At 61.7% G+C, this 25,363-nt stretch carries 21 protein-coding genes; 9 read left to right on the top strand and 12 right to left on the bottom strand.

Annotation, left to right across the window (positions count from 1 at the left end; translation table 11 throughout):
* Positions 1-52 precede the first annotated feature (52 nt).
* The 7 genes from AB5Y48_RS14375 to fliE form a co-directional block, all read right to left on the bottom strand.
* Complete coding sequence (locus AB5Y48_RS14375; RefSeq protein ID WP_368164896.1) at positions 53-1,888, bottom strand: flagellar hook-length control protein FliK; 1,836 nt, start codon at positions 1,886-1,888, stop codon at positions 53-55.
* Between the two features lie 102 nt (positions 1,889-1,990).
* Positions 1,991-2,431, bottom strand: a complete 441-nt coding sequence (gene fliJ / locus AB5Y48_RS14370) for a flagellar export protein FliJ (RefSeq protein WP_050667120.1) — start codon at positions 2,429-2,431, stop codon at positions 1,991-1,993.
* An 8-nt stretch (positions 2,432-2,439) separates the two neighbouring features.
* Complete coding sequence (fliI, locus tag AB5Y48_RS14365) at positions 2,440-3,771, bottom strand: flagellar protein export ATPase FliI (RefSeq protein WP_050667119.1); 1,332 nt, start codon at positions 3,769-3,771, stop codon at positions 2,440-2,442.
* A 3-nt stretch (positions 3,772-3,774) separates the two neighbouring features.
* Positions 3,775-4,569 carry a flagellar assembly protein FliH gene (gene fliH / locus AB5Y48_RS14360; RefSeq protein WP_368164894.1) on the bottom strand — a complete coding sequence of 265 codons (795 nt, stop codon included), beginning with the start codon at positions 4,567-4,569 and terminating at the stop codon, positions 3,775-3,777.
* 3 nt (positions 4,570-4,572) lie between these two features.
* The gene (gene fliG, locus AB5Y48_RS14355; RefSeq protein WP_050667117.1) at positions 4,573-5,631 is read right to left on the bottom strand and encodes a flagellar motor switch protein FliG; all 1,059 of its coding nucleotides are present in this window, start codon (positions 5,629-5,631) and stop codon (positions 4,573-4,575) included.
* Positions 5,624-7,327, bottom strand: a complete 1,704-nt coding sequence (gene fliF, locus AB5Y48_RS14350) for a flagellar basal-body MS-ring/collar protein FliF (protein WP_050667116.1) — start codon at positions 7,325-7,327, stop codon at positions 5,624-5,626. Before fliF ends, fliG begins: the two co-directional genes overlap by 8 nt.
* Before the next feature lie 11 nt (positions 7,328-7,338).
* Positions 7,339-7,656, bottom strand: a complete 318-nt coding sequence (fliE, locus tag AB5Y48_RS14345) for a flagellar hook-basal body complex protein FliE (RefSeq protein ID WP_050667115.1) — start codon at positions 7,654-7,656, stop codon at positions 7,339-7,341.
* A 218-nt stretch (positions 7,657-7,874) separates the two neighbouring features.
* On the opposite strand from fliE, the gene rimO reads away from it, so the two are divergent.
* Positions 7,875-9,188: a 30S ribosomal protein S12 methylthiotransferase RimO gene (gene rimO, locus AB5Y48_RS14340; protein ID WP_050667114.1), complete on the top strand. Its 1,314-nt coding sequence runs from the start codon at positions 7,875-7,877 to the stop codon at positions 9,186-9,188.
* 48 nt (positions 9,189-9,236) lie between these two features.
* Here rimO and AB5Y48_RS14335 read toward each other — a convergent pair whose 3' ends face one another.
* On the bottom strand, positions 9,237-9,704 hold the full coding sequence (locus AB5Y48_RS14335) for a DUF4442 domain-containing protein (protein WP_050667113.1): 468 nt from the start codon (positions 9,702-9,704) through the stop codon (positions 9,237-9,239).
* Between the two features lie 231 nt (positions 9,705-9,935).
* Between AB5Y48_RS14335 and fur the strand changes: the two genes are divergently transcribed.
* Entirely contained in the window at positions 9,936-10,367 is a 432-nt protein-coding gene (fur, locus tag AB5Y48_RS14330; protein ID WP_050667112.1) for a ferric iron uptake transcriptional regulator, read from the top strand.
* A 107-nt stretch (positions 10,368-10,474) separates the two neighbouring features.
* On the opposite strand, the gene glnS is transcribed toward fur, so the two are convergent.
* The 3 genes from glnS to nagE form a co-directional block, all read right to left on the bottom strand.
* The gene (gene glnS, locus AB5Y48_RS14325; RefSeq protein WP_368164893.1) at positions 10,475-12,136 is read right to left on the bottom strand and encodes a glutamine--tRNA ligase; all 1,662 of its coding nucleotides are present in this window, start codon (positions 12,134-12,136) and stop codon (positions 10,475-10,477) included.
* Between the two features lie 291 nt (positions 12,137-12,427).
* Positions 12,428-15,100: a beta-N-acetylhexosaminidase gene (locus tag AB5Y48_RS14320; RefSeq protein ID WP_050667110.1), complete on the bottom strand. Its 2,673-nt coding sequence runs from the start codon at positions 15,098-15,100 to the stop codon at positions 12,428-12,430.
* A gap of 107 nt (positions 15,101-15,207) precedes the next feature.
* Entirely contained in the window at positions 15,208-16,665 is a 1,458-nt protein-coding gene (gene nagE / locus AB5Y48_RS14315; protein ID WP_368164891.1) for an N-acetylglucosamine-specific PTS transporter subunit IIBC, read from the bottom strand.
* A 259-nt stretch (positions 16,666-16,924) separates the two neighbouring features.
* On the opposite strand from nagE, the gene nagB reads away from it, so the two are divergent.
* From nagB to AB5Y48_RS14280, 7 genes are all read left to right on the top strand, one after another.
* On the top strand, positions 16,925-17,725 hold the full coding sequence (gene nagB, locus AB5Y48_RS14310) for a glucosamine-6-phosphate deaminase (RefSeq protein ID WP_050667108.1): 801 nt from the start codon (positions 16,925-16,927) through the stop codon (positions 17,723-17,725).
* Positions 17,726-17,734: 9 nt separating this feature from the next.
* Positions 17,735-18,877, top strand: coding sequence for an N-acetylglucosamine-6-phosphate deacetylase (gene nagA, locus AB5Y48_RS14305; protein WP_050667107.1), 1,143 nt, complete (start codon positions 17,735-17,737; stop codon positions 18,875-18,877).
* 10 nt (positions 18,878-18,887) lie between these two features.
* Positions 18,888-20,102, top strand: coding sequence for an ROK family protein (locus tag AB5Y48_RS14300; RefSeq protein ID WP_050667106.1), 1,215 nt, complete (start codon positions 18,888-18,890; stop codon positions 20,100-20,102).
* Positions 20,103-20,320: 218 nt separating this feature from the next.
* On the top strand, positions 20,321-20,680 hold the full coding sequence (gene maoP, locus AB5Y48_RS14295) for a DUF413 domain-containing protein (RefSeq protein WP_060584976.1): 360 nt from the start codon (positions 20,321-20,323) through the stop codon (positions 20,678-20,680).
* Positions 20,680-21,552 (top strand): HTH-type transcriptional regulator HdfR, encoded by an 873-nt coding sequence (gene hdfR, locus AB5Y48_RS14290; protein WP_050667104.1) that lies wholly within the window; start codon positions 20,680-20,682, stop codon positions 21,550-21,552. Before maoP ends, hdfR begins: the two co-directional genes overlap by 1 nt.
* 117 nt (positions 21,553-21,669) lie before the next feature.
* Positions 21,670-21,930: a hypothetical protein gene (locus tag AB5Y48_RS14285; protein ID WP_050667103.1), complete on the top strand. Its 261-nt coding sequence runs from the start codon at positions 21,670-21,672 to the stop codon at positions 21,928-21,930.
* Between the two features lie 83 nt (positions 21,931-22,013).
* Positions 22,014-22,658 (top strand): two component system response regulator, encoded by a 645-nt coding sequence (locus AB5Y48_RS14280; RefSeq protein WP_021229273.1) that lies wholly within the window; start codon positions 22,014-22,016, stop codon positions 22,656-22,658.
* Here the strand turns inward: AB5Y48_RS14280 and AB5Y48_RS14275 are convergent.
* On the bottom strand, positions 22,655-25,363 hold the full coding sequence (locus tag AB5Y48_RS14275; protein WP_368164888.1) for a two component system sensor kinase: 2,709 nt from the start codon (positions 25,361-25,363) through the stop codon (positions 22,655-22,657). The genes AB5Y48_RS14280 and AB5Y48_RS14275 overlap by 4 nt on opposite strands.

Here is a 25,363-nt window from a genome sequence, read left to right as displayed (position 1 = left end):
CGCCACCATGTCACCTAACTGTTTCATTATCATATAGTTGCTGCGGGGCGCTTCAAGCATAGAAATCAATTCCACGCTCGGTTGCCGATTCCCTGATCAACCGAGTGCCACCCGATGTGACCTGTGTCTCTTCGTCGCCACCACCGGTATAACCGTCAGAGGAGTGACCCCGTCCCCCCTGATTCATCGACTGACCCATCTGCTGACCCTGTTGCTGCCCCTGCTGGGAATACTGCACCTGGGTCTGTCCCAACTGGATGCCCTGGCCGGCCAACATCTCCCTGAGCCTGGGCATGCTCTGCTCGAGCATCTCCCGGGTCTGGCCATGCTGTACCACGAAGTGGACGCTCACCTGCTGATCCTGCCCCATCTGCAGGTGAATCTTCATCTTGCCAAGCCCGACGGGATCGAGCTGTAGCTCCGCCTGTTGCAACTTGTCGGCCAGCATCACGTTGACCTTGTGCTGCAACTCACCCGGCGCGGTCTCGGGATTCAGACGCTGTGACCCGGGGAAGGTCGCCGCACCCTCTCTGCGGGCCGCCTCCGGCATCGATGCCGGGCGGCTCTCCTGTACCTGGCCCGGCGGCGTGGCCTGTACACTGGCACTCACGGCACCGCTCTCGCCACTCAGAGGCTGACGCTTGCCATCCCCGCTCTCTTCGCGACGCTCAGCCCGGGCCGCCATGACTGCCTCTCTGACAAGACTGGCCTGACGAGGCTCGGCAACGACGCCCTCTGCCTGACTCTCTGCGGTGATGACGGCAGCAGCCCGGCTCATTTTATCCGGTGCGCCCTGGGCCTGGAGGGTGGCCCCCACTGTCGGTGCACTTGTCCTCGACTCCCCCTCCTTCGCCGCACTCTCGGCAGGATGGGCAGGGGGAGCAGTGGCTGCGGTAGCCGCGTTGGCAACCATCCCCGGGGTCAATGATGAGGCCGGGGTAGATACCAGGTTCGTTGCCACGGCGTCAGCATGAGGCTGACGACTCACCGGATGGGACGCCGGAGGTTGGGTAACAGTGGAGGGCTCGGTGCGTGAAGTGGCGCTCTTGTCGCCCGCAGCAGCCTCTGATTTGACGGCGGCGACCATCTCGGAAAGCGGCGTCGCCGACTTGGTCTCGGCATGCACCAGCTGGCGAGAGGCACTCTCTTTGGTGCCCGCTTCCTGAGCCGTGCCTGCGGTCATGGGCCGGTTTTGCACCAAGGGGCTCTCTGCGACCGCCTCGTCACGCTCGTCGACGGGAAGCATGCCTGCCTCGATCAGGGTGGAGAGCGGGATCTTGCCCTGGCCATCGCCAGAGCCCCTAGCCGCCTCCTGCACGCTCACGGGCTTGCCATTCCCCGCCCCCAGAGGGTCACTGTTTGGTGACACAGGCGCTTCCTGGGAAGCGGCGGCGCGAGACTCGGCGAGTGCACGCCTGACCTCGGAGGCGAGTTGACTCTCATCATGGGTGTTCTCGACGCCCTTTGCGCCGCTAGCCAGCTGCAAGGCGACCGTCCCCGCTTGCTGCGAGGCGCGCTCTCCCTCCTTCCCGTTGGCCGAGAGGGCGGCGCCAACCTCATCGGTGGCCTCCTCTTTGGCCTCTTCGGGAAGGCGCCCGGTCACCGCCGGTGCACTGGTCAACTGAGTGCTGGCTTGCTGGGAGGCCATCAGACGGGCCAGCAGATCCTGCGGCAACTCTTCGCCGCCCTCTTGCCCCTTCTCTTTGCCCTCCTCCGTGGGAGCAGACTTCTCTTCGGCGGCCAGGGTACCTCGCTCTGTCGGCACCCGATCGGCGCCCTCCTCCATCATCAGGACGGCAAAATCGCTCCCCCTGGACGAAGTGCTCGCCCCCTCACCGGCGGCGGCAGCCTTGGCAGGCACGAGATTGAGTGTGGGTTGAGAGATCATCGGCGATTACTCCAGTTGCCAGTACCTTGACTCCACGGCGAAGTCCGGTCTTGTCGGGTCCAACGCATCCCGTGAGAAGAGCGTTAACAGGAAATTAGCAAATTACAGGCCAGAATTTCTCAAGAAGCTGCGGGTCGCAAACTCGTCGAGCATCTTCTGCTCCTGCCGCTCGGCCTTCTGGCGCTCGCGCAGCGCTTTTTTCTCCAGTAGCAGTGCGACGGCCTTGCGCCGCTGCTGCATGGCCAACCACTCCTGCTTGCGCTGCTCCACCACCTGCCTTACCTGCAGCACCCCTTCGTACTGCTGCTCGGCCGCGAGTTGCAGCTTGTTAATAAACGCCTGATATTGCACGTTTTGTTGCGCTGCCATCCCCTCCAGACCGCGTTCGGTCCACTGTTGCAGGTAGATCTGGCGATAGTTGCCAAGGGCGTCGTACTGCTCCATAAAGAGCTTGAGATCCTGGCGAGCCTTGGCCAGCGCCATGGCGCAGCGGTGCTCCGCCTCAGCCAACTGTTCGGACAACAACTCGAGCCCTTTGCTCATTCAACCTCCTAGACCATCTGCAAGGGACCGCTGACCATCTTCAGATCCGTCAGACCCTGATCGTACCCCACCACCTCTCTCATTCCCTGCTGCAAGAAGTGGTCCATGTAGGGTTTCTGGGTGATGGCCCGATCGATGCGGGGATCGGCCCCCGGGCTGTAGGCGCCGATACTGATGAGATCCCGATTCTGCTGGTAGAGGGAGTAAAACTGTTTGAAGAGCCGGGCGATTTGCATGTGCTCAAGCGAGGTGACCTGAGGCATGACCCGGCTGATGGATTTTTCGATGTCGATAGCCGGATAGTGGCCGGCATCGGCCAGCTCCCGCGACAGCACTATGTGACCATCGAGGATCGCCCGCGCCGCATCGGCGATGGGATCCTGCAGATCGTCCCCTTCGGTCAGCACAGTAAAGAAGGCGGTAATGGAGCCCTGCCCCTCCCCCCCGTTGCCCGCCCGCTCGACCAGCGCCGGCAACTTGGCAAACACCGAGGGGGGATAGCCCTTGGTCGCCGGTGGCTCGCCAACTGCCAGGGCGATCTCGCGCTGAGCCTGGGCGTAACGGGTGAGCGAGTCCATCAGCAGCAGCACGTTCATGCCCTGATCCCGGAAATATTCGGCGATGGTGATGGCCGTCTCACACCCCTTGAGACGCATCAGGGGCGAGGCATCGGCCGGCGCTGCCACCACCACGGCCCGCTCACGCCCTTCGGCGCCGAGGATCTCCTCGATAAACTCCTTGACCTCGCGGCCCCGTTCACCGATGAGCCCGACGACCACCACATCAGCCACCGAGCCCCGGGTCATCATGCCAAGCAGCACCGACTTGCCGACCCCGGAGCCGGCAAACAGTCCCATCCGCTGCCCCTGTCCCACCGTCAACATGGCGTTGATGGCGCGCACCCCCACATCCATCGGCTGATGAATGGGGCGACGGGCCAGTGGGTTGATGCCCCGTGCGGCAAAACGGGCCGTCTGGGCACTGAGGATGGGGCCCAGCCCATCCAGGGGCTGGCCAATGCCATCGATAACTCTTCCGAGCAAGCCCATACCGACCGGGATCCCCTGCTCTTCGGTAAGCGGTACGACCCGGGCGCCGGGGATCACCCCCTTGAGCTGTTCACTGGGCATCAGATAGAGACGATCGCCCGAGAAGCCGACCACCTCGGCCTCGAGCATCCCCTCAAGGGTATCTATCCGGCAGAGCGAACCGATGGCGGCCCGGCACCCCACCGCCTCCAGGGTGAGCCCCACCACCCGCGTCAATTTTCCGGCAACCGGTGTGCGTGGCGCAATCTCACCGACCCGGTAGCGTTGCAGGCGATTCAAGAGCTCGCTCATGGTTTACGACTCCTGGTTGTCGCGCAGAAAATTGCGCAGCAGCTGGGCGATACGGGACTCAAGTTGCATGTCGATGCTCGACAAGGTCGTCGCCAGTTGTACGTCCCCGGGAGAGAGGGTGGGATCCGCCGCCAGCCGCCAGCCGCGCTTGTCGCACTCCTCGGCGCCAAAGGCCTCCTGCACACGGGTCACGTCATCCGGATGCAGCTGCAAGGTGACCCCGCTCTCGGCCGCCGGCAAGTGGGCCAATCCCTCCTTGAGGGCGGCCAGCAGCAGTCGCGGCGAGGTCTCGGCCTCGTGCTTGATAAGCGCCCTGGCCAGTTGCATGGCCAGGCTCACCAACTGCTCTTCGACCCTCTCGTCCATCTCGGCGAGGGGGGTGGCCAGGCGTGTGGCGAGCTGCTGCCAGTGGGCAATGGCCTGCTCGATCACCTCGCGTCCCATGGCCAGCCCCTCTTCGCGCCCCTGGGCAAAGCCGGCCTCGTGTCCCTTTTGCAATCCCTCCAGCTTGCCCTCTTCCAGCCCCTGGGCAAAGCCGGCCTCGCGCCCCTCGCTCATCCCCTCCTCCCAGGCCGCCTGGCGGATCGCCTCGAGCTCCTCGGCGGTGAGGGTGGGGGCAGGCTCAGGCTCCGGAGCCACATCAGGCTCCGGCTCCGCTTGCTGGTACCAGTCGGGAGGCAACCCCAGGGCATTGCTCGAGACGGCGTGCTCCACCTCCATCTCGGGCCATCCCCAATCCTGTATCTCGACGGGATCCTGCTCCGGGCGCAGGTAGCCCCTTAATTTGCGATCGCTCATGGATTAGAGGAACTCGTCGCCGCCACCCGAGCCCAGCATCAGCTCGCCTGCATCGGCCAGACGACGGGCGATAGAGAGGATCTCTTTTTGCGCCGTCTCGACTTCGGAGACGCGGATCGGCCCCATCGCCTCCAGATCATCGGCCAGCATCTCGGCCGCCCGTTTGGACATGTTCTTGAAGATCTTGTCGCGCAGCTGGTCGTCGGACCCCTTGAGGGCGCGCTGCAGCAGATCGCCGGGCACTTCCCGCAGCAGGGTCTGAATGCCGCGATCGTCCACATCGATGAGGTTCTCGAACACGAACATCAGATCCTGGATCTGCTGACTCATCTCCTCGTCCGCCTCGCGGATGGAGTCCATCAGCTGCCCTTCGACGTTGGTGTCGAGGTAGTTCATGATATTGGCCGCCGCCTTCAGGCCGCCCATCTTGGCCGCCTGAGCACCGGCGGCTCCGGCGAACTGTTTCTCCATGATGTCGTTAAGCTCTTGCAGTGCCGCCGGTTGTACCTCCTCGAGGTTGGCGATACGCATCACCAGATCGAGGCGCACCTGCTCGGGGAACTGGCTTAAGATCTCGGCCGACTGCTCGGGCTCGAGGTAGGAGAGCACGATAGTCTGGATCTGCGGGTGCTCGTTTTGGATGATGCTGGCCACCTGGCGGGCATCCATCCACTTGAGCGAGTCGAGGCCGCGGGCACCGGAGCCAAGAATGATCTGGTCCACCAGGTTGCTCGCCTTGTCCTCGCCCAGGGCCGCCACCAAGGCCTTGCGCACGAAGTCTTCGCTGCCGATGCCGATGTTGGTGTACTTCTGAATGTCATCGATAAACTGGCGATGCACCGCCGCCACCCGATCGTGGCTGAAGTCGGACATGGAGGCCATCGACATACCCAGACGCTGCACCTGCTTGGGCTCGAGGTGACGGAAGATCTGGGCGGCATCCTCCTCGTTGAGGCTCAGCATCAGCACGGCGGCCATCTCCATGCCACTCATGCTGTCAAGGATCTGACGCTGGGCCTCGGTGATGTCGTTACCGGTCACCTGGTTATTACTATCAGGCATCTTTGGTTACCCACTCCTTGATGACCTGGGCAGCCAGGTCGGGTTCGTTAGCCACCAAGGCACGCACGGCCTTGAGCAAATCTTCATCACGATGCAGGTCCGGCAGCTTGAGCTGGCCATCGCGCAGGCCAAACACCGGCTCGCTCTCGGCCTGGGCGGCAAGCAGGCTCAGCTCGTCGTCGCCACCCAGTACCGCATGGTTATCGAAGTCCAGCTCATGCTCGGGCTTGGCATCCGGGTAGAGCAGGCGCTTGAGCATGGGCCTCACTATGGTCACGATGAGGACGATGATGATAAGCACTGAGGCCGCAATGCGCACCGCGCGCCAGAACCAGGGCTGCTCATAGAGAGGAGGCTCGGCCACACTCTCGAGTTCCGGACGGTTGAAGGGGATGGTCACCACCTCCAGGGTATCGCCACGGGTCACATCAAAACCGAGGCCCGCCCCGAGTACCCGACGCAGGGTATCGAGCTCGGCCTGGTTGCGCGGCTCGCGGGTCACCTTGCCGTCGGCAGCTGTCGCCGTCTTGAAATCCACCGCCACCGAGACGGTCATGCGGCGGATCCCTCCCATCTGGCGACGGGTGTGGCTCACCGTAGTATCGAGTTCATAGTTGCGGGTCGCCTCTTTGCGCGAGCGGCCCGAGGCGCTATTGCTCGCCCCCTCACCGGTCGCCTTCTCGGGAATGGTGGCATTGCTGGGAGGCTGATTGGTCAGCGCCCCCGGCACCCCCATGCTCTGACCGTTGGCACTGCTCTCCTCCATGGTCATCTCGGAGCGCACAGCCGGCAGATCCGGGTTGAAGGTCTTGCGGGTCTGCTCCTGCTGGGTGAAGTCGAGGGCGAGATCCACCTCGGCGGTGTAGTTGTCGGCGCCAAGCACGGGGATCAGGATGGCGTCGATCTTCTGCTTGTACTCGAGCTCCTGCTTCTGCTGCATGGCAAACTCGCGCCGGGTCTGGGCGGCCACCGGGTCTTGAGAGCCGGAGTTGAGCAGACGACCGTTCTGGTCGGTCACTGTGACCCGGGTCGGCTCGAGCCCGTGTACCGCGGAGGCCACCATGTCGACGATGGCATCGACGGTGCCCTGATCGAGGGCGGCGCCCTTGAGGTTCACCACCACGGTCGCGCTGGGTTTGCGCTCATTGCGGGCAAAGACGTTGTCCTTGGGAATGGCCAGCAGCACCTGGGCCTTGGCCACACTCTGAAACTGTTCGATGGCACTGGCCAGCTGACGCTCGCGGCTGAGTTTGAGACGCTCCCCCTCCATCCGCTGGCTGATCCCGAAGCTGGAGTCGTTGAGCAGAATATCCTCACCGCGTCCTCCCAGCTCTTCCGGTGAAGTGAGCCCGGCACGGGTCAGCTGAAGACGGATTTCCGGGTATTTCTCGGCGTTGACCAGGACAGACTTGCCCTCCACCTCATAGGGAATCTTCTGCTGATCCAGATAATCCAGGGTCTTGACCAGTTGCTCCGTGGTGAAGGTGCCGAGGGGACGCATGTCGGGCTCCTTGCCCCACAGCAGGATAAAGACAGCGATGGCCAGGCAGATGGCCAGCGCCAGGATCAGGGTGATCTGACGCAGGATATCGCTGTTGGAGAGGATGCTGCCGATGGGAGAGCTCTTCTGCTCATTCTCGTCCAGGGTGCCGGCGTCCCCTTCCAGCAGCAGATCACCGTTTTGTTCGCTAGCCACGTTCTAAATCCTTACACCGGCATATTCATGATGGTCTTGTAAGCCTCCACCACCTTGTTGCGCACCTGCACGGTCGCGTCGAAGGCGATAGAGGACTTCTGGGCCGCAATCATCACCTGCGAGAGGTCGATTGAGCGGTCACCGCTGTCGAACCGGGTGCGCAGATCGTTGGCCTGCCCCTGTAGCTCGTTGACGTTGTTGAGGGCCTGGCGCAGCATGACACCAAAATCGGAAGAGACATTCTGACTGGGCGGGGTCACCAGACCGTTGCCGGCCTCGACCCTGAGCGACTGCATCTCCTGCAGCAGGTTGGTGGCATTGATATCCATGATGATCCCCAGACAAATGATTGACGCTGGATGCGTTTATGCAATCACGGTGCCAAGTTCTGCTCTCTCTCGAACACCACGCCCGCACGCCCCTCCCCACCGATTATCCCTGCCGAGAGCAGGGTCATGGGACGCTCGATCACGTCTCGCTTTTGATATAGACTTACGCGCCATTTTCCGGCGACCTGTACAAACAATATTCAAGTTTTGGAGTGAGCATGTCCAACCCGCGGATCGGTTTCGTCAGCCTCGGCTGCCCGAAGAACCTGGTCGATTCTGAGCGTATCCTGACCCAGTTGCGTACCGAAGGGTACGACGTGGTCCCCAGCTATGACGATGCCGAACTGGTGGTGGTCAACACCTGCGGCTTTATCGACAGCGCCGTACAGGAATCCCTCGAGGCCATCGGTGAAGCCCTCTCCGAGAATGGCAAGGTGATCGTCACCGGTTGCCTGGGCGCCAAAGAGAACCAGATCCGCGAGATCCACCCCAAGGTGCTGGAGATCACCGGTCCCCACGCCTATGAAGAGGTGCTGGGCCACGTTCACAAGTATGTGGCCAAGCCCGAGCACAACCCCTTCACCAGCCTGGTGCCGGCACACGGGGTCAAGCTCACTCCGCGTCACTACGCCTATCTGAAGATCTCCGAAGGCTGCAACCATCGCTGCACCTTCTGCATCATTCCCTCCCTGCGCGGGGATCTGGTGAGTCGTCCCATCGGTGAGGTGCTGGCCGAGGCCAAGCGCCTCAAAGAGGCCGGCGTCAAGGAGATACTGGTCATCTCCCAGGACACCTCCGCCTACGGGGTCGATGTCAAACATCGCACCGGTTTCTACGACGGCATGCCGGTCAAGACCAGCATGGTTGCCCTGTGCGAGGAGCTGGCCAAGCTCGGCATGTGGGTACGCCTGCACTATGTCTACCCCTACCCGCACGTGGATGACGTCATCCCCCTGATGCGCGATGGCAAGGTGCTGCCCTACCTGGACATCCCGCTGCAGCATGCCAGCCCGCGTATCCTCAAGCTGATGAAGCGTCCGGGGAGCGTCGAGCGTACCCTGGAGCGGATCCAGAAGTGGCGTGAGATCTGCCCCGAGATCACCCTGCGCTCCACCTTTATCGTCGGATTTCCGGGTGAGACGGAAGAGGATTTCCAGATGCTGCTCGACTTTATCGCCGCCGCAGAGCTGGATCGGGTTGGCTGCTTCAAGTACAGCCCGGTGGAAGGGGCCAAGGCCAACGAGCTGGCCGACCCCGTGCCGGAAGAGGTCAAAGAGGAGCGCTTCCAGCGCTTCATGGAGCTGCAGCAGCAGGTTTCCATCCGCAAGCTGGCTCGCAAGGTCGGTCAGGAGATGAGCATCATCATCGACGAGGTGGACGAGGAGGGCGCCACCGGTCGCTCCTTTGCCGACGCCCCCGAGATCGATGGCATGGTCTACCTCAACGGTGAGACCGGGCTCAAGGCCGGGGACATAGTCCGGGTCAAGATCGAGCACGCTGACGAATATGACCTGTGGGGCAGCCTGGTCTGACCCACCAAGGAGAAGCCCCGCAGCGCGGGGCTTCTCGTTACTCGGAGCTTATCGATGTTCGGGGCGCTTGCGCACATAAAGGGTGCGCCGTACCCTGGCGACCACCTCCCCCTTGCCATCCTGGATAGAGACGGTGAACTCGGGGAAATACTTCTCCCCTCCGGCCGTTTTCTGGACTATCTCGCCTAGCTTGCTGTCAGTCAGGTGGAACTCCGCCACCAGGGGACCCTTGCCCGGCTTGATGTAATCGATATCCCCGGACTTGTCCCACACGAAGTAGTGGTTCCTGAAATGGCCCATCAGCATCAGGGGATAGATGGGATCGGTCATCGCAAACATGCTGCCCCCAAACTGGGTACGGTTGGCGTTCAGGGTTGACCAGCGCGACCTGAGCAGGACCCGGCAGTAGCGATAGTCCTCGCTCAGGGTCTCAATCTTGATGCCGGCACCCCGGAAAGGGGGCCAGAGGTTAAGGGCCCAACGCACGCACCAGGCCCGGGTAAACAGCCACTTCATGAGATCTCATCCGACTAGATTGGATGTTACATCATATCAACATCTTTTTGCCTCACAAGGGCCAATCACCCCTATCGAGTCGCTCGATGCTGAGAAAAAACCATTGAATTATCGGGTTTATTTTCCCCAATCCCCGATCCTATAATGACCTCACTCGCCAGTTCGAGGTTGCCATTCCGGTGGCACTCCATCAGAATATCCCCACCACAGAGAATGCGAATAACTAGTACTATGGCTGACAATAACCAAGCGTTGAAGAAAGCCGGGCTCAAGATCACCTTGCCCCGCGTCAAGATCCTGGAAATCCTGCAACAGCCGGAGTGCCACCATACCAGTGCCGAAGATCTCTACAAGCGCCTGATCGATCAGGGTGAAGAGATTGGCCTTGCCACCGTGTATCGCGTTCTCAACCAGTTTGATGATGCCGGTATCGTCACCCGCCACCACTTCGAGGGGGGCAAGTCGGTGTTCGAGCTGGCCAGCCAGGAGCACCACGATCACCTGGTCTGCCTCGACTGCGGCAAAGTCATCGAGTTCTCCGACGACGTCATCGAGCAGCGTCAAACCGAGATCGCCAAGAAGCACAACATCCGCCTGACCAACCACAGCCTCTATCTGTACGGTCACTGTGCCGACGGCACCTGCGGTCACGGCGACGAGTGATCCCCTCCGCTTGCATGAAAAAGCCAGCCCTTGGGCTGGCTTTTTCATGGGCAAACGACAGGCAGCAAAAAGGCGGGTGACCCCGCCTTTTTTGTGCTCAGGCTGACTTAACCTTCGACCTTGCCCCAGGAGTCGCGCAGGGCCACGGTGCGGTTAAACACCAGACGCTCCGGAGTGGAGAGCTTGTTGTCGGCACAGAAGTAGCCTTCGCGCTCGAACTGGAAGGCCTGCTCCGGCTGGGCGTCCTTGAGGGAGGCCTCGACGCGGGCACCGCTGATGATGATCAGTGAGTCCGGGTTGAGGGTCGCCTCGAAGTCATCCTCGGCACCCGGATTCGGCACCTTGAACAGGCGATCGTAAAGACGGATCTCCGCCGGCAGGGAGGTGGTGGCGCTGACCCAGTGGATCACCCCCTTCACCTTGCGGCCATCGGCCGGATCCTTGCCCAGGGTATCGGCGTCATAGGTGCAATAGATGCAGGTGACGTTCCCCTCGGCATCCTTCTCGACCCGCTCGGCCTTGATGACGTAGGCGTTGCGCAGACGCACTTCCTTGCCCAGCACCAGACGCTTGAACTGCTTGTTGGCCTCTTCGCGGAAGTCGGCCTGATCGATGAAGATCTCGCGGCCAAAGTGCAGCTCGCGGGAGCCCATCTCCGGCTTGTTCGGGTGGCTCGGGGCAGTCAGGGTCTCATCGTGATCCAGATTCTCGATCACCACCTTGACCGGGTTGAGCACGGCCATCGCGCGCGGCGCGTTCTCGTTGAGATCGTCACGGATGCAGGCTTCCAGCATGCTCATCTCGACGATGTTATCCTGCTTGGTCACGCCGATACGCTTGCAAAACTCGCGAATGGAAGCCGGGGTATAGCCACGGCGACGCAGACCGGAGACGGTCAGCATGCGCGGATCGTCCCACCCGTCCACGTGCTGCTCGGTCACCAGCAGGTTCAGCTTGCGCTTGGACATGACGGTGTATTCGAGGTTCAGACGGGAGAACTCGTACTGACGCGGGTGGCAGGGGATGGTGATGTTGTCCAGCACCCAGTCATACAGGCGACGGTTGTCCTGGAACTCCAGGGTACAGATGGAGTGGGTGATCCCCTCCAGGGCATCCGAGATGCAGTGGGTGAAGTCGTACATGGGATAGATGCACCACTTGTCACCGGTCTGGTGGTGATGGGCAAACTTGATGCGATAGATCACCGGATCGCGCATCACCATGAAGGGAGAGGCCATGTCGATCTTGGCGCGCAGGCAGGCGGCCCCTTCGGCAAAACCACCCTCCTTCATCTTGGCGAACAGGGCCAGGTTCTCCTCCACGGAGCGCTCGCGGAACGGGCTGTTCTTGCCCGCCTCGGTCAGGGTGCCGCGATACTCGCGCATCTGCTCGGGGGTCAGCTCGTCCACATAGGCCAGCCCCTTCTCGATCAGCTCAACGGCATAGACGTGCAGCTGATCGAAGTAGTCAGAGGAGTAGCACACCTCGCCATCCCACTCGAACCCCAGCCACTGCACGTCGCGCTTGATGGACTCGACATACTCGATATCTTCTTTCACCGGGTTGGTGTCGTCGAAACGCAGGTTGCACTTGCCCTGATAGTCGCGGGCAATGCCGAAGTTCAGGCAGATGGACTTGGCGTGACCGATATGGAGATAACCGTTGGGCTCCGGCGGGAAGCGGGTATGCACGCTGTCATGCTTACCGCTGGCCAGATCCTCGTCGATGATTTGGCGGATAAAGTTGGTTGGGCTGCTAGCCGAAGTCATGGGGCTCACCTCAAAAGTCGTACATCGCGGGATGGTGGCCGACGGCCAGCTGCATACCCGACATCAAGCCGATAATGATCCACCATTCACGGCTCGCGCTCAACCGCTATTTGGCATCTGATTGAGCGGGTCGACCCGAAAAAAAGCCCCGCTACATGGCGGGGCAACCCAATGGAGAAATTACAAGCACAACACACACGGTCGGTGGATAACTCCCTATCCCCCTTTGCCAAGGGCTCGGGTGAACCCTTGGTCAAGGAGGGAGGGCCCAAGGCCCTCCCGGGAACGCGATTAACCGTTCACCTCGGTAACACGGCTCACCCGCTTGCCATCGAAGCTGACGGTGCGCAGGTAGACGGTGCCGGAGACCATCGGCTTGTTGCCGGCGTCATAGCGGCTCCAGCTCTGGCCATCGGTGCTGAACTCGATGGGCAGACCCGGCAGGTCGACGTTGGCTTCCAATACACCCTTGACCACCTTGGCCCCCGGTACCGAGAGACGATACTCGACACCGGCCTGGTCCAGCTTGGGCAGCACTCGCTGACCCAGTACGTTGGCAAACTGGTTCCACTCCTTGCTCAGGGTGGCCTTGTTGACAAAGCGGGTCTCACCGGAGAACTCGCGGCCCTTCACATAGTCGAGCTCGAAGCCCCCCTTGTGCCAGGCGCGCTCGGCCACGGAGAAGAGTCGCGGATAGACCATGTACTCGTACTGGGCATCGGTACGGACCGTTTCACTCCACTGCTGGCCGGAGATCCCCTTGAACTTGACCGGGTCATGCTCACCCTTGGCCACGAAGGCATTGCCGTCGCGGTCAACCGAGGTCTCGGCGTTTTGCGGCAAGTTCTCCGGGGCGAAGGCGAACACCTTGCGGGTATCGTTGAAACGGGTCGCCCAGTAGTAGCCACGCTCGGCCGGATGCACCTCGTTCGGGAAGTCGAAGTAGAGGTAGTCCGGGTTGGAGAGCACCACTTCGTAACCGTTGTGAGCCCATCTCATCGCCTCGTTGAAGCCACCCCAGTAGAGGGTCTCCCAGAAGTTGACGCGAGTCTTGTCGGTGGCAAACTCACCGGCATTCTTGGCGTACTTCAGGCCATCTTCCCACGCCTGCAGGGTGGAGAAGCCATGGCCCTTGACCATCTCGCTCACTTCCTTGGCGAAGTAAACCGGCAGCTCACCCACTTCCTTGATCTGACCGTCGTCGATCATCTTCTGGCACATGGGGGACTTGCCAAAGGGCTTGTCCTGCTTGCTCCAGTCGGTGTTACCGCGCCAGCCCACCAGCTCCTCGGGCTTGGTGACGGCCGGGTCTTGATAGCCGCCACCCAGCATGATGTTTTTGGCCTCGTCACCACCATAGTGCCAGGCGGTCAGGGGCTGGCCGGCGGCCTGGTGCATCTTGGCCACCTCATCCATCACCTTGGCCACGAAGGTGGCCGCGCCCGGCTGGCAAGGGTTGATGAAGGACATCTTGTCGTAGAACTGCACCGAGGTGACGTTGGAAGTATCTTGCGGGTCGGTCAGGCGGAACTGGTTCGCCTCGGCCTCTTTACCCTCGGCCATCAGACGCTTGTAGCGAGCCTCCATGGAGACCACGGCGGCACGGGCGTGAGCCGGCATGTTGATCTCGGGGATCACGGTCACGCCGCGCGCCTTGGCATAGCGCACCAGGTCGATGTAGTCGGACTTGCTGTAAAAACCCGACCCCATGTTGTCGCTGGTCGGGCCGGAGCCGAGCTGCGGTAACAGACACTGGGTCTCGGAGAGATCGTGGCAACGCTTGCTACCCACATCGGTCAGCTCGGGCAGGCCGGGGATCTCGATGCGCCACCCCTCATCGTTGGTCAGACCCAGATGCAGCTTGTTGAGCTTCATGGCAGACATCTGATCGACCAGCTTCTTCATGGTCTCGAGACTTCTGAAGTGACGGGCCACGTCGGTCTGCATGCCGCGATACTCGAAGCGCGGGGCATCCTCGACGCTCATCGGGCTCACCAGCTTGTCATTCACCCCGAGCAGGGAGATGAGGGACTGGGCACCCCAGAAGGCACCGTTCACATCACGCCCGTGGATCACGGCGCCCTGCTTGCCGATATTCATGTCGTAGCCTTCGGCCTCGTTGACCTTGCTGCCGCCCACCTTGATGGTGACCGGGTAGCCGGAGTCGGAGAGGGTGACACCCAGGCGGGTCAATTCGGCCTTGATGGCATCGGCACGATCGGTCGGCAGATCCAGGGCATTGAGCCTGATGCTGGAGAGATCGACCTGCGGACCGCCTTTCACCACCTGCTTGAGGGGGGTCGGTACGATGCGGTCGTCGACCTTGGCTGCCGGCAGCAGGGTGCTGGTGAGGTTGGCCTCATAACGGGTCTGGGCGTTCATCAGGATGTTCTTGTCATCCTTGGTACGCTTCCAGCCGTCGGCCGGCATCGGCTTCTCATAGGTACTGGCATCGTCGATGTTGCTCATGCTGGCGAGCACCTTGGGCTGTGCCCCCTCGGCGGCCACATACCAGTTGGGCATCACATCAGATTCAAACAGCATCCAGTATTCGGCTACCAGCGGCACCTCCACCGTCTCACCCTGCGGGAAGCCCTGGAACTTCTCGGTCGGTTCGAGCTTGTAGAGATCGCCGGTGACGAAGGTCAGCTTGAACTGATCGCTGTCGACCCGCTGCAGGCGGCGGATGGAGTGGATGTAGAGTTCCCAGTTTTTGCTGTCGACGGCGGCACCCTGATTGGTCAGGTGCAGCTTGGCGATGCCACAGCTCGCCCATTCGGAGCCCAGGGCCTGGCAATCGACGCCGGCACCGGGACCGTCGTTGGTGACCACTTCGTATTTCACGACCAGGTTACCGGCCAGGGCATCGACCACGGCCTGGTTGGAAGCGGGCTGGTTTTGACCGGCACAACCGGCCAGGGCGGCGGACATAGCCACTGCCAGGAGGGGTAGTTTCAGGTTCATAGCTGCTGCTCTTGGTTTGGAAGTAAAGGTTGTTCTTGGCGTATTTTTGTTTTGTGCGGCCCCGCCCGAAGGCGGGGCGCTTATTGATGTCAACAATGGACTTAGGCTTAACGCAGGGCTTTCATCTCGCCCGCGATGATCTCGGCCAGGGGGCCCAGAATCACCTGCAGGTTTTGCTCACCCAGCTTGACCACACCGGCGGCGCCGAGGGCCTTGAGCTTGCGCTCGTCAACGATGCTGCGATCCTTCAGGGTCAGACGCAGACGGGTGATGCAGGCATCGACGGTGACCAGGTTGTCGTGACCGCCCAGCACCTCGAGGTACTGCTTGGCCAGTTCGGTCTTGTCGGTGGCCTTGGTGGTGGCAACCGGGACGGCTTCGTCATCCTCACGACCCGGGGTTTTCAGGTTCAGCTTGGCAATCACTACGCGGAACACGGTGTAGTAGAGGCCGAAGAAGACCAGACCCTGGGCGATCAGCATGTACCAGTTGGTCGCCAGCGGGTTACGGCTGGAGAGCACCATGTCCACCAGGCCGGCGCTGAAGCCGAAACCGGCAATCCAGTGCATGGAGGCTGCGATGAACACGGAGATACCGGTCATCAGGGCGTGCAGTACGTAGAGTACCGGGGCCACGAACATGAAGGAGAACTCGAGCGGCTCGGTGACGCCAGTGAAGAAGGAGGCGAACGCGGCGGCGATCATGATGGAGGCAACCTTCTCCTTGTTCTCCGGCTTGGCGGCGTGGTAGATGGCCAGCGCGGCGCCCGGCAGACCGAACATCATGATGGGGAAGAAGCCAGCCTGGTACATACCGGTCACGCCCAGCACGGCCTTGCCGGCATCCAGGGAGGATTGACCACCCAGGAAGTTCGGGATGTCGTTGATACCGGCCACGTCAAACCAGAACACGGAGTTCAGGGCGTGGTGCAGACCCACCGGGATCAGCAGACGGTTGAAGAAGGCGTAGATACCGGCACCGGTGGAACCCAGGCTGACGATGGACTCACCGAAGGAGACCAGGCCACCGTAGATCACCGGCCAGACGGCCATCAGGATGAAGGAGACGACGATCATCACCACAGAGGTCACGATTGGCACCAAGCGACGACCCGAGAAGAAGGCCAGCGCCTTGTGCAGCTCGACACTGCTGAAGCGGTTGTAGAGCTCGGCCGCGATGACACCGCACAGGATGCCAATGAACTGGTTGCTGATCTTGTTAAAGGCAGCCGGAACCTGGTCCGCGGCGATACCTTTAATCTGGGCAACCGCCCCCGGGCTCAGCAGGGTGGTAACCACCAGGAAGCCGACCAGGCCGGCCAGGGCGGCAGAGCCGTCCTTGTCTTTGGACATACCGTAGGCAACGCCGACGGCAAACAGGATAGGCATGCTGTCGATGATGGCGGCGCCAGCCTTGATCAGGAAGGCGGCCAGCGGGCTACCACCGCCCCAGCCATTCGGATCGATCCAGTATCCTACACCCATGAGGATCGCGGCGGCAGGCAGTACCGCTACCGGTACCATCAGCGCACGGCCGATCTTTTGCATATAACCGAGAATGTTCACGGTTCCCTCTCCTTAGTGATTTCAGGTTCAAATTAAGTGCTTAATGCGTCTTGGCATAAGCCTGTATGGCTTGATTTGCAGTCTATGGCTTTTATTTCGCCCTGCAAATTAATAAACCAACAATCGTGATCCAAATCACCCAAATGAGATGTGGCCCTGCGAATTGTGTGGCACGGATCGGAATCTTTATTTACGCTATAAAACAACTTCAAGAAACACCCTGCTACTCCGGTAGAGAGCATCAATATAGAGGTAAGTCATGCGCCTGATTCCGCTGAAGTCCGCCAGTCAAGTCGGCCTCTGGTCCGCCCGCTACATCGTGGATCGCATCAATGCGTTCAAGCCGACCAGCGATCGCCCCTTCGTGCTGGGCCTGCCCACCGGCGGCACCCCGCTCTCCACCTACAAGCGCCTGATCGAGCTGCACAAGGCGGGCGAAGTGAGCTTCGAGCACGTGGTCACCTTCAACATGGACGAGTACGTGGGCCTGCCGGAAGATCATCCGGAGAGTTATCACAGCTTCATGTACAACAACTTCTTCAACCACATCGACATTCGCCCCGAGAACATCAACATCCTCAACGGCAACGCCGCGGATCCGGTGGCCGAGTGCCAGCGCTATGAGGCGAAAATCAAGTCCTACGGCAAGATCCACCTCTTCATGGGCGGGGTCGGCAACGACGGTCATATCGCCTTCAACGAGCCCGCCTCTTCCCTCTCCTCCCGCACCCGGGTCAAGACCCTGACCGAAGATACCCGCATCGCCAACTCCCGCTTCTTCGGCGGCGACATCAACCAGGTGCCCAAGCTGGCCCTGACCGTGGGTGTGGGTACCCTGATGGATGCGGAAGAGATCATGATCCTGGTGACCGGTCACGGTAAGGCACTGGCCCTGCAGGCCGCCGTCGAGGGCAGTGTCAACCACATGTGGACCATCTCCACCCTGCAGCTCCATCCCAAGGGCATCGTCGTGTGCGACGAACCCTCCACCATGGAGCTCAAGGTCAAGACGGTGCGTTACTTCCAGGAGCTGGAAGCGGCCAATATCACCCGCCTCTAAGGAGAGCCTATGTACGCACTGCACAACTGCACTCTCTATACCGGTGAGGCCATCCTCACCGGGCGTGCACTGCTCATCGATGGAGACACCATTGCCGCCATCGTGGATGAGCGGGAGATCCCGACCGGGATGGCACGCCACGATCTGCAGGGAGCCAACCTGACGGCCGGCTTTATCGATCTGCAGCTCAACGGCTGTGGCGGCGTCATGTTCAACGACGCCATCACGGTCGAGACCCTGACCATCATGCAGGCGGCCAACCTCAAGTCCGGTACGACCAGCTTTTTGCCCACCCTCATCACCAGCCCCGACGAGGACATGAAGCAGGCGGTGGCCGTCACCCGCGACTACATGGCGGCACGCCCCAACGAGGTGCTCGGCGTTCATCTGGAGGGGCCCTATACCAACGTCAAGCGCAAGGGGATCCATCCCGCTGACCAGATCCGTCAGCCCGCCGAGGCGATGATCGACTTCTTCTGCGCCAACCACGACGTGATTGGCAAGATCACGCTGGCACCGGAGCGCAACGACCCGGCCCACATCCGTCGCCTGGTGGAGGCCGGCATCCTGGTCTCGGCCGGCCACACCGCCGCTGGCTATGAGCAGGCGATGGCCGGATTCGATGCCGGGATCCGCTTCGCCACCCACCTCTACAATGCGATGACCCCGACCATCAACGGCCGCGAGCCCGGCGTAGTGGGGGCCATCTACGACAGAGACGATGTCTATGCCGGCGTCATCGTCGACGGCCATCACGTCCATTACGCCAATGTACGCCTGGCTCACAAGATACTGGGTGAACGTCTGGTGCTGGTCACCGATGCCACCGCGCCGGCCGGTGCGCCGCAAGGCTTTGAGCAGTTCGATTTTTGTGGCGCGACCGTCTATTACCGCGATGGTCAATGCATCGACGAGAATGGTACACTCGGCGGCTCTGCGCTCACCATGATTGAGGGCGTGGAAAATCTGGTCAAGCAGGTAGGATTGCCCCTGGATGAGGCCCTGCGCATGGCCGCTCTCTATCCTGCCCGCGCCATTGGATGGGACTCACGTCTCGGTAGTATCCAGGTCGGAAAGATAGCCAACCTCACCGTCTTCAACGATGACTTCAAGGTCCTCGGGACGGTGGTTAACGGACACTACAACCAATAAGCACGACACAATGACTGGTGGACAAATTGCGAACGTAGACCTCATTAAACAGGTCAACAGTGCGGCCGTATATCGGCTGATCGATCAGCAGGGGCCCATCTCCCGGGTCAAGATTGCCGAACTGAGCCAGTTGGCACCCGCCAGTGTCACCAAGATCACCCGTCAGCTCATCGAGCACGGGTTGATCAAGGAGAGTGCCCCCCAGGCCTCGACCGGGGGGCGTCGCGCCATCTCCCTGACCACCATCAAGAACCGCTTCCACTTCGTCTCGGCCAAGTTGGGACGGGGCTATCTGCACCTCTCCCTCTACGATCTCGATGGCAAGACCCTGGATCACCACATCACCGAGGTCAACGAGATCGATCAGCAGCCCGTCGTCGAGATGCTGCTGCGGGAAATCGGGGCCTTTATCGATCAGAACCGCGAGCGTTATCGCCAGCTGATCGCCATCGCCCTGACCATGCCCGGCCTGGTCAACCCCGAAACCGGCATGGTCATCTACACCCCCAAATACCAGATCCGCAACCTGCCACTGGCCAAGCTGCTGGAGAACCACTTCAACCTGCCGAGCTATGTAGGCAACGATACCCGCTCCCTGGCACTGGCCGAACACTTCTTCGGTGAGTCCCGGGACTGCATGGACTCGATCCTGGTGAGCGTGCATCAGGGGACCGGCTCGGGGATCATCACCAAGGGTCAGGTGTTCCTCGGTCAAAACCGCAACGTGGGCGAGATAGGCCACATCCAGGTCGAACCGCTGGGCAAGCGCTGTCACTGTGGCAACTTCGGCTGCCTCGAGACCATCGCCTCCAACGAGGCGATCATCGAACGGGTCAAGGAGCTCATCAGCCGCGGCCACCACAGCCGATTGCAGGAGAAGCACATCACCATCGAGGAGGTGTGCAAGGCGGCCCTGGCTGGCGACGAGCTGGCGCGCAGCGTGCTGGAGCACGTGGGCGAGCATCTAGGGCGTGCCATCGCCATCACGGTCAACCTCTTCAACCCTCAGAAGGTGCTGCTGGCCGGTGAGATCACCGCCGCCGAAGAGGTACTGATGCCGGCCATCCGCCGCTGTGTGGAACATCAGTCCCTGCCGAGCTTCCACCGCGGTCTGCCCATCGTAAAGGCCCGTTTTCAGAACCAGCCGACCATGGGGGGCGTGGCGCTGGTCAAGCGGGCCCTGCTGGAAGGGGATCTGCTACAGGTGATCATGGAGCAGAAATAGGCGCCGGGCAGTCGAGGGGAGACCCGCTAAAAAGACGTGAAAAATCAGCAATAAGGGCCATTTATGGCCCTTTTTTTGTCGATTCTTTCGGCGCGGGCCTGCCTGGTTCGCTTTGATAAAAATTTTTCATTAAGATGGCGAGTAAATTGATTTTGCACTCTCTCCAAGCCTGATGATACTTGCCCGCGAAGGTAACCATAACCAGAAATAGATCACTTATGAGCTTCGAATCTGATAAGCGTTTCAACGACTTCAAACATTTTCCCCGTGGCCTGCGCCGCAGCGGTGAGTTCACCGTCGCCGAGGCCGATGCGCTGGAGAAGTATGGCACCGCCATGCTGGCCCTCTACCAGGGCACTCACGAGCCCCGCGATGAGGTCGAAGCGGCCTTCATCAACCAGGTCAAGAGCGGAGAAGCCGGCGGTAACCCCCATGCCAAGGTCTGGTTCAAGTACCTGAAGGTCATCGGTCCCAAACGTGTTCATCGCCTCTGCACCGTGGCCGGTGGCAGCGAGGAGAGCAGTAGCTTCGAGAGCAGTGGCGGCGGCGGTGGCGGCGGCGACGAGTCCCTCGATTAATGGACACCGAACTGCTTCGGACCTTTATCGAGGTGAGCAAGACCCGGCATTTCGGCCGGGCTGCCGAGAATCTCTATCTCACCCAGTCGGCGGTCAGCTTTCGCATCCGCCAACTGGAGCAGCAACTGGGCGTCAGCCTGTTTGCCCGCCATCGTAACAACATCCGTCTCACCGCCTCGGGCGAACGCTTGCTCCCCTATGCCGACGCCATCTTGCATACGCTCGGACGCGCCAAGCAGGATGTTGCTCTCTCCCCGGGCTTTAGCCAGCAGTTGGCTATCGGTGCTCCGCCGGTCTTCTGGGAGCTCGATTTCAACGACTGGTTACACCATATCTATGGCATGGCACCCGGTCTGGCCGTGCGAATCGAGACCGCCTCGCGCGAGCACCTCTGTCGCCAGCTGCTCGAACGTTCCCTCGATATCGCCCTGCTCTCCGAGCCCACCAAGATCGACGAGATCGCCCTGCATCCCATCGGCGAGCTGGTGTTCGAGCTGGTGAGTCGGGACCCCGACGTGGGCGACGACCGGCTGGCCCAGATGCCCCACATTCACCTCGACTGGGGCAGCAGCTTCGAGCCGCAGCCCACCCGGCTGCAGGGATTGCAGAAGACCCCGGTGCTCCACTCCAGCTCGGCGAGCATGGCGCTCCATTTTCTCCTCGCCAACGGGGGCGCGGCCTACCTGCCAAGACGCATGGTGAGCGGCTACATCGGCCGGGGCCAACTGCACCCGGTCAGGGATGGCCAACCCCTGAGCCGTCCCCTCTATCTCGCCTATCTGGAAAAATCGGAACGACGCGAGCTCATCGACGCCCTGCTCGCCCTGCCTCTGGGCTGGGAAGAAGATGCGTTGCTCCCTCATCCGACCTGATTGAAAACGGCCAGAATTCAAAATTTTGCGCCGTTTCACGACAGCCCCTCCCACCGCAAGCCCGTATGCTACGCCCCTTTTTTACGGGGAGCCTCTCCCCGCCCCAAGGAGAGCGTGATGATCACCTTTACCACTGGCTCGGCCGCACTGCTGGCCCAACTTCTGGATCAGCGCCCTGCCCTGCTGGATGCGCCCCTCAACTTCGACAGCGGCACTCAGCAGAGCCGGGTGCTCACCTTCACCCGGATCACCCAGGAGTTCGACTGCAACGGCATGAGCCACACCGCCGTGATCGGTTACCGTTTGGCCCTCGCCGGGGGTGATGAACTCCACATCAATCTGGGTGATGGCCAAGTGGCACACTGCGCCGCCCGGTGAGAGAGTCCATATGAGGGGGAGCGCATAGCCTCGTAGTGGCCGGATGAATATAATTAGAAGCTGTTGAATTATTGGGAGTCAGCATGAGCCTTTCCACCTCTCCCCTGAGAGTCCTGATCGTCGAAGACCATGCTCTGTTAATCGATGGCATTCGCAACCTGTTGGCCAATCAGCCCCGTTACGACGTGGTGGGCGCCGTCAGCGACGGGCTGGCCGTCTACGAGGCCTGCCAAAGGCTGACACCGGACATGGTTCTGCTGGATCTTGGCCTGCCCGGCATGGACGGGATCGATGTGATCCACCAGCTCAGACGTCGCTGGGAATCGCTGCGGATCGTGGTGGTCACCGCCTCCAGCGAAGAGCGTCGGGGACGGGAGGCGCTCGCCGCAGGGGCGCTTGCCTATGTGTTGAAACAGAGCCCGCAACAGACCCTGCTCGCCGCCCTGCAGCACGCCGCCATCGGCAAGCGCTTCGTCGATCCGGCCCTCAAGCTGGAGACGCTGGAGAGCGCCCAGAGCGGTGGCGCCGAGACGCCTCTCACCCTGCGTGAACGGCAGATCCTCAAGCTGGTGGCAGAAGGAAAGCGCAACCGCGACATTGCCGAGCTGCTCTCCATCAGCCTCAAAACCGTAGAGACCCACCGCCTCAATCTGATGCGCAAGCTCGATGCCCACAACGCCGCCGAGCTGAGTAACTGGGCCCGGCGGCTGGGGTTGCTGGAGTTCTAACCCAGCTCCCCCCGCACCAGACGGCGCAGATCGTTCAAGGCAAGGGGGGGAACCTCACTCCCCTCCTCGAGGCACTCCTCCCAGTGGCGGCACGCCTCGTGCACCAGGCTCAGCCCCCCCTGTCCGGCCAATCCCTTGAGGGTATGAAGCAGATGGCGTACCGTCTGCTCCTCTCCCCTCGCCAGGGCCTCCTCCAGCGAGACTAAGTGAGTCTCGAGATCCGCCGCCAGACGCTCGCGCAGCTGCGGATCCTCGCCCAGTACCGCCCCCCCCTGGTTAAAGGCGAGCTCGACCCCTCGCTCCAACTGCAGATCGGCGGCAAACTCCAACGCCTGTGACAGCATCAGGGGGGTAACGGGTTTGGTCAGATATTCGTTAAAGCCCACCTGCTGAAGTCGCTGACGCTCCCCCGGCTGGGCATTGGCCGTCAGGGCCATGACGGGACAATCGGGATCCAGCATGCCGCTCCCCTCATCCCGCCACAGGTGCAATGTCTCCTCACCGGAAAGGCCTGGCATACGCATATCCATCAGCACCAGATCGAACACATGTTCACGCCCCAGCAGCAGGGCATCGGCACCGCTGGCTGCCAGATAGACCTGGTGACCTTGTTGACGCAGCATGCGCCCCACTATGTCCCGGTTGGTTTCCACGTCGTCGACCAGCAGGATCTGCAGTGACCAGGGGGAGGTGGGCATCTGCTCTTCGAGCAGATTGTCGAGGGGTCGCCCCTCCAGACAGTGGTGCAACCGCTCCGGCAGGTAGCACAGCTCCCTCCCCTCCAGCTCGGGATTCTCTCCCGTCTCGGGCTCATAGCCCCAGGCGAGCAGCTGAGCATGCAGGATGGCCGGGGCTATGATGGGGCCCCGGGTTTCCCGCTCGGCCAGCGCCCCCTCCCCCAAGGGTAACTCGAGGCGGAAACTGGCTCCACGGGGTACCGGCTCGAGAAAGAGATCCCCGCCGAGCAGACGAGCCAGACTGCGAGCGATGGGCAGTCCCAGCCCACTCCCCGCCTTGTGGCTATCGACCTGGTGGAAGGGGGTAAAGACATCATCACTGCGTGCCGTCGGGATCCCGGGGCCACTGTCGGTGACACGAAAACAGACCTTGCCCCCCTCGCTCCAGCCGCGCAGGCGCACCTCTCCCCCGCTGGTGAACTTGACCCCGTTGCCCAACAGGTTAATCAGGATCTGGCGCAGGCGCAGCCCATCCGTGTTGAGCCGGCGGGGGAAACTCGCCTCCAGCAGGCAGTGCAGACTCAGCCCCTTCTCCATGGCCGGCAGCTGGACCGTCAACATGGCTTGATCGATAAGCGGCAACGGATCGAGCGGCTCGGCCATCACCACCATCTGGCCGGATTCGATGCGCGAGAAGTCGAGCAGGTTATTGATGATCTCCAGCAAGTGCCTGGAGCACTTGAGGCCGGTATCGAGCAGATCCCGCTGCTCGCCGCTGGTCTCACCCTGGCTGAGCAGGGTCAGAGCACCGATGATGCCGTTGAGGGGCGTTCGGATCTCGTGGCTGATGCTGTTGAGATGCTCACTCTTGTTGGCACTGGCCTGCTCGGCCTGACGCCGTGCCAACTCCAGTTCGGCCGTGCGCTCCGCCACCCTGGCCTCGAGCACCGCATACTGTGCCTTGACCGCCTCCAGCAAGCGGTTGTAGGTCTGGGCGATGCGCCCCAACTCATCTTCTCCCTCGACCTCCAGGGGGGGGAGCAGGGAGACAGGGACATGGGGGTTGAGCTTTCGCATCACGCCATCCAGACTGCGTCCCAGGGTTCGCTGCAGCACCAGATAGAGCAGCCCCACCAGGGTGACCAACAGCAGCAGGGCGACCGGCAGATGGCGATGCAGGGCGGCAAAGGCCGCCTCCCTGATCTGACTGCTGGGGGTAAAGAGCTGCATCTGCCAACTCACAGGTATCACCTCGCGACAGATGGCGAAGCGGCCATCCCTGTCGACCCCATCCTGGCCGAGGCACCCCTGAGGCGACACCAGATTGTGGGTGGTATAGGCGGTGATAGCCGCGCCGTCGCTCCCCAGCCAGACGATCTCCTCATCCGAGCGCCGCTCCTCGGTGCCAAAGGAGGGGGGAAGATGAACGGTGACCCCGATCAGGGCTCCGCTCGCCGGATCACGCCGGGCGGCAATCACATGCCAATCCCCATCCCGGCTGTGATAGGGGGCACTCCAGATGGTGCCCTTGTGAGCCTGTTGACGCAGTGCCCTCAACTGGGCCAGATGGCGAGGAGTATCGGTTGGCCGGCCGCTGGCACTGGAGAGCACCACACCGCCGTCGAGCAGCACGAACGTATCGACAAAATCCCCCAGCCCCCCGCTGCCATAAGCCTCGACGAAGGCCAGGGCTCGCTGGACTCGGTCCCGCTCATCGACCACCCCCTCCCCATCGGCAATATAATGCGCAGCCAGATAGTGCTCGGGCCTGGGTCCCTGGTCGCCCAATCCCTGCCAACTTCGCAGCAGAGTCGCCACATCACGCTCCACATCCAGCAGCTCCACGCTCAGCTCATAGACACTCTCCTCGACCCGGGAGATGAGCTGCCGCTGCAAGGCTCCCTTGGTCTGCTCGAAGTCCAGCAACAGGGCGACGCTGGTACTGAGTAGCCAAAACAGGGCGATGACACCGCTGAGGGTCAGGGCGAGGCGCAGTGAGAGTGACGTGCGCCAGGGCAGGCGGATCAT

This window comes from Aeromonas sp. R6-2, assembly GCF_040908155.1.
In the GTDB taxonomy this organism is placed as follows: domain Bacteria; phylum Pseudomonadota; class Gammaproteobacteria; order Enterobacterales; family Aeromonadaceae; genus Aeromonas; species Aeromonas schubertii.
The sequence above is the reverse complement of the archived record's forward strand: the minus strand, read 5'-3'. Positions and strand labels throughout refer to the sequence as shown.

Excerpts from the sequence above, each read along its gene's own strand:
- AB5Y48_RS14375 (WP_368164896.1), bottom strand. The coding sequence starts at position 1,888 with ATGATCTCTCAACCCACACTCAATCTCGTGCCTGCCAAGGCTGCCGCC.
- fliJ (WP_050667120.1), bottom strand. The coding sequence starts at position 2,431 with ATGAGCAAAGGGCTCGAGTTGTTGTCCGAACAGTTGGCTGAGGCGGAG.
- fliI (WP_050667119.1), bottom strand. The coding sequence starts at position 3,771 with ATGAGCGAGCTCTTGAATCGCCTGCAACGCTACCGGGTCGGTGAGATT.
- fliH (WP_368164894.1), bottom strand. The coding sequence starts at position 4,569 with ATGAGCGATCGCAAATTAAGGGGCTACCTGCGCCCGGAGCAGGATCCC.
- fliG (WP_050667117.1), bottom strand. The coding sequence starts at position 5,631 with ATGCCTGATAGTAATAACCAGGTGACCGGTAACGACATCACCGAGGCC.
- fliE (WP_050667115.1), bottom strand. The coding sequence starts at position 7,656 with ATGGATATCAATGCCACCAACCTGCTGCAGGAGATGCAGTCGCTCAGG.
- rimO (WP_050667114.1), top strand. The coding sequence starts at position 7,875 with ATGTCCAACCCGCGGATCGGTTTCGTCAGCCTCGGCTGCCCGAAGAAC.
- AB5Y48_RS14335 (WP_050667113.1), bottom strand. The coding sequence starts at position 9,704 with ATGAAGTGGCTGTTTACCCGGGCCTGGTGCGTGCGTTGGGCCCTTAAC.
- fur (WP_050667112.1), top strand. The coding sequence starts at position 9,936 with ATGGCTGACAATAACCAAGCGTTGAAGAAAGCCGGGCTCAAGATCACC.
- glnS (WP_368164893.1), bottom strand. The coding sequence starts at position 12,136 with ATGACTTCGGCTAGCAGCCCAACCAACTTTATCCGCCAAATCATCGAC.
- AB5Y48_RS14320 (WP_050667110.1), bottom strand. The coding sequence starts at position 15,100 with ATGAACCTGAAACTACCCCTCCTGGCAGTGGCTATGTCCGCCGCCCTG.
- nagB (WP_050667108.1), top strand. The coding sequence starts at position 16,925 with ATGCGCCTGATTCCGCTGAAGTCCGCCAGTCAAGTCGGCCTCTGGTCC.
- nagA (WP_050667107.1), top strand. The coding sequence starts at position 17,735 with ATGTACGCACTGCACAACTGCACTCTCTATACCGGTGAGGCCATCCTC.
- AB5Y48_RS14300 (WP_050667106.1), top strand. The coding sequence starts at position 18,888 with ATGACTGGTGGACAAATTGCGAACGTAGACCTCATTAAACAGGTCAAC.
- maoP (WP_060584976.1), top strand. The coding sequence starts at position 20,321 with ATGAGCTTCGAATCTGATAAGCGTTTCAACGACTTCAAACATTTTCCC.
- hdfR (WP_050667104.1), top strand. The coding sequence starts at position 20,680 with ATGGACACCGAACTGCTTCGGACCTTTATCGAGGTGAGCAAGACCCGG.
- AB5Y48_RS14285 (WP_050667103.1), top strand. The coding sequence starts at position 21,670 with ATGATCACCTTTACCACTGGCTCGGCCGCACTGCTGGCCCAACTTCTG.
- AB5Y48_RS14280 (WP_021229273.1), top strand. The coding sequence starts at position 22,014 with ATGAGCCTTTCCACCTCTCCCCTGAGAGTCCTGATCGTCGAAGACCAT.
- AB5Y48_RS14275 (WP_368164888.1), bottom strand. The coding sequence starts at position 25,363 with ATGATCCGCCTGCCCTGGCGCACGTCACTCTCACTGCGCCTCGCCCTG.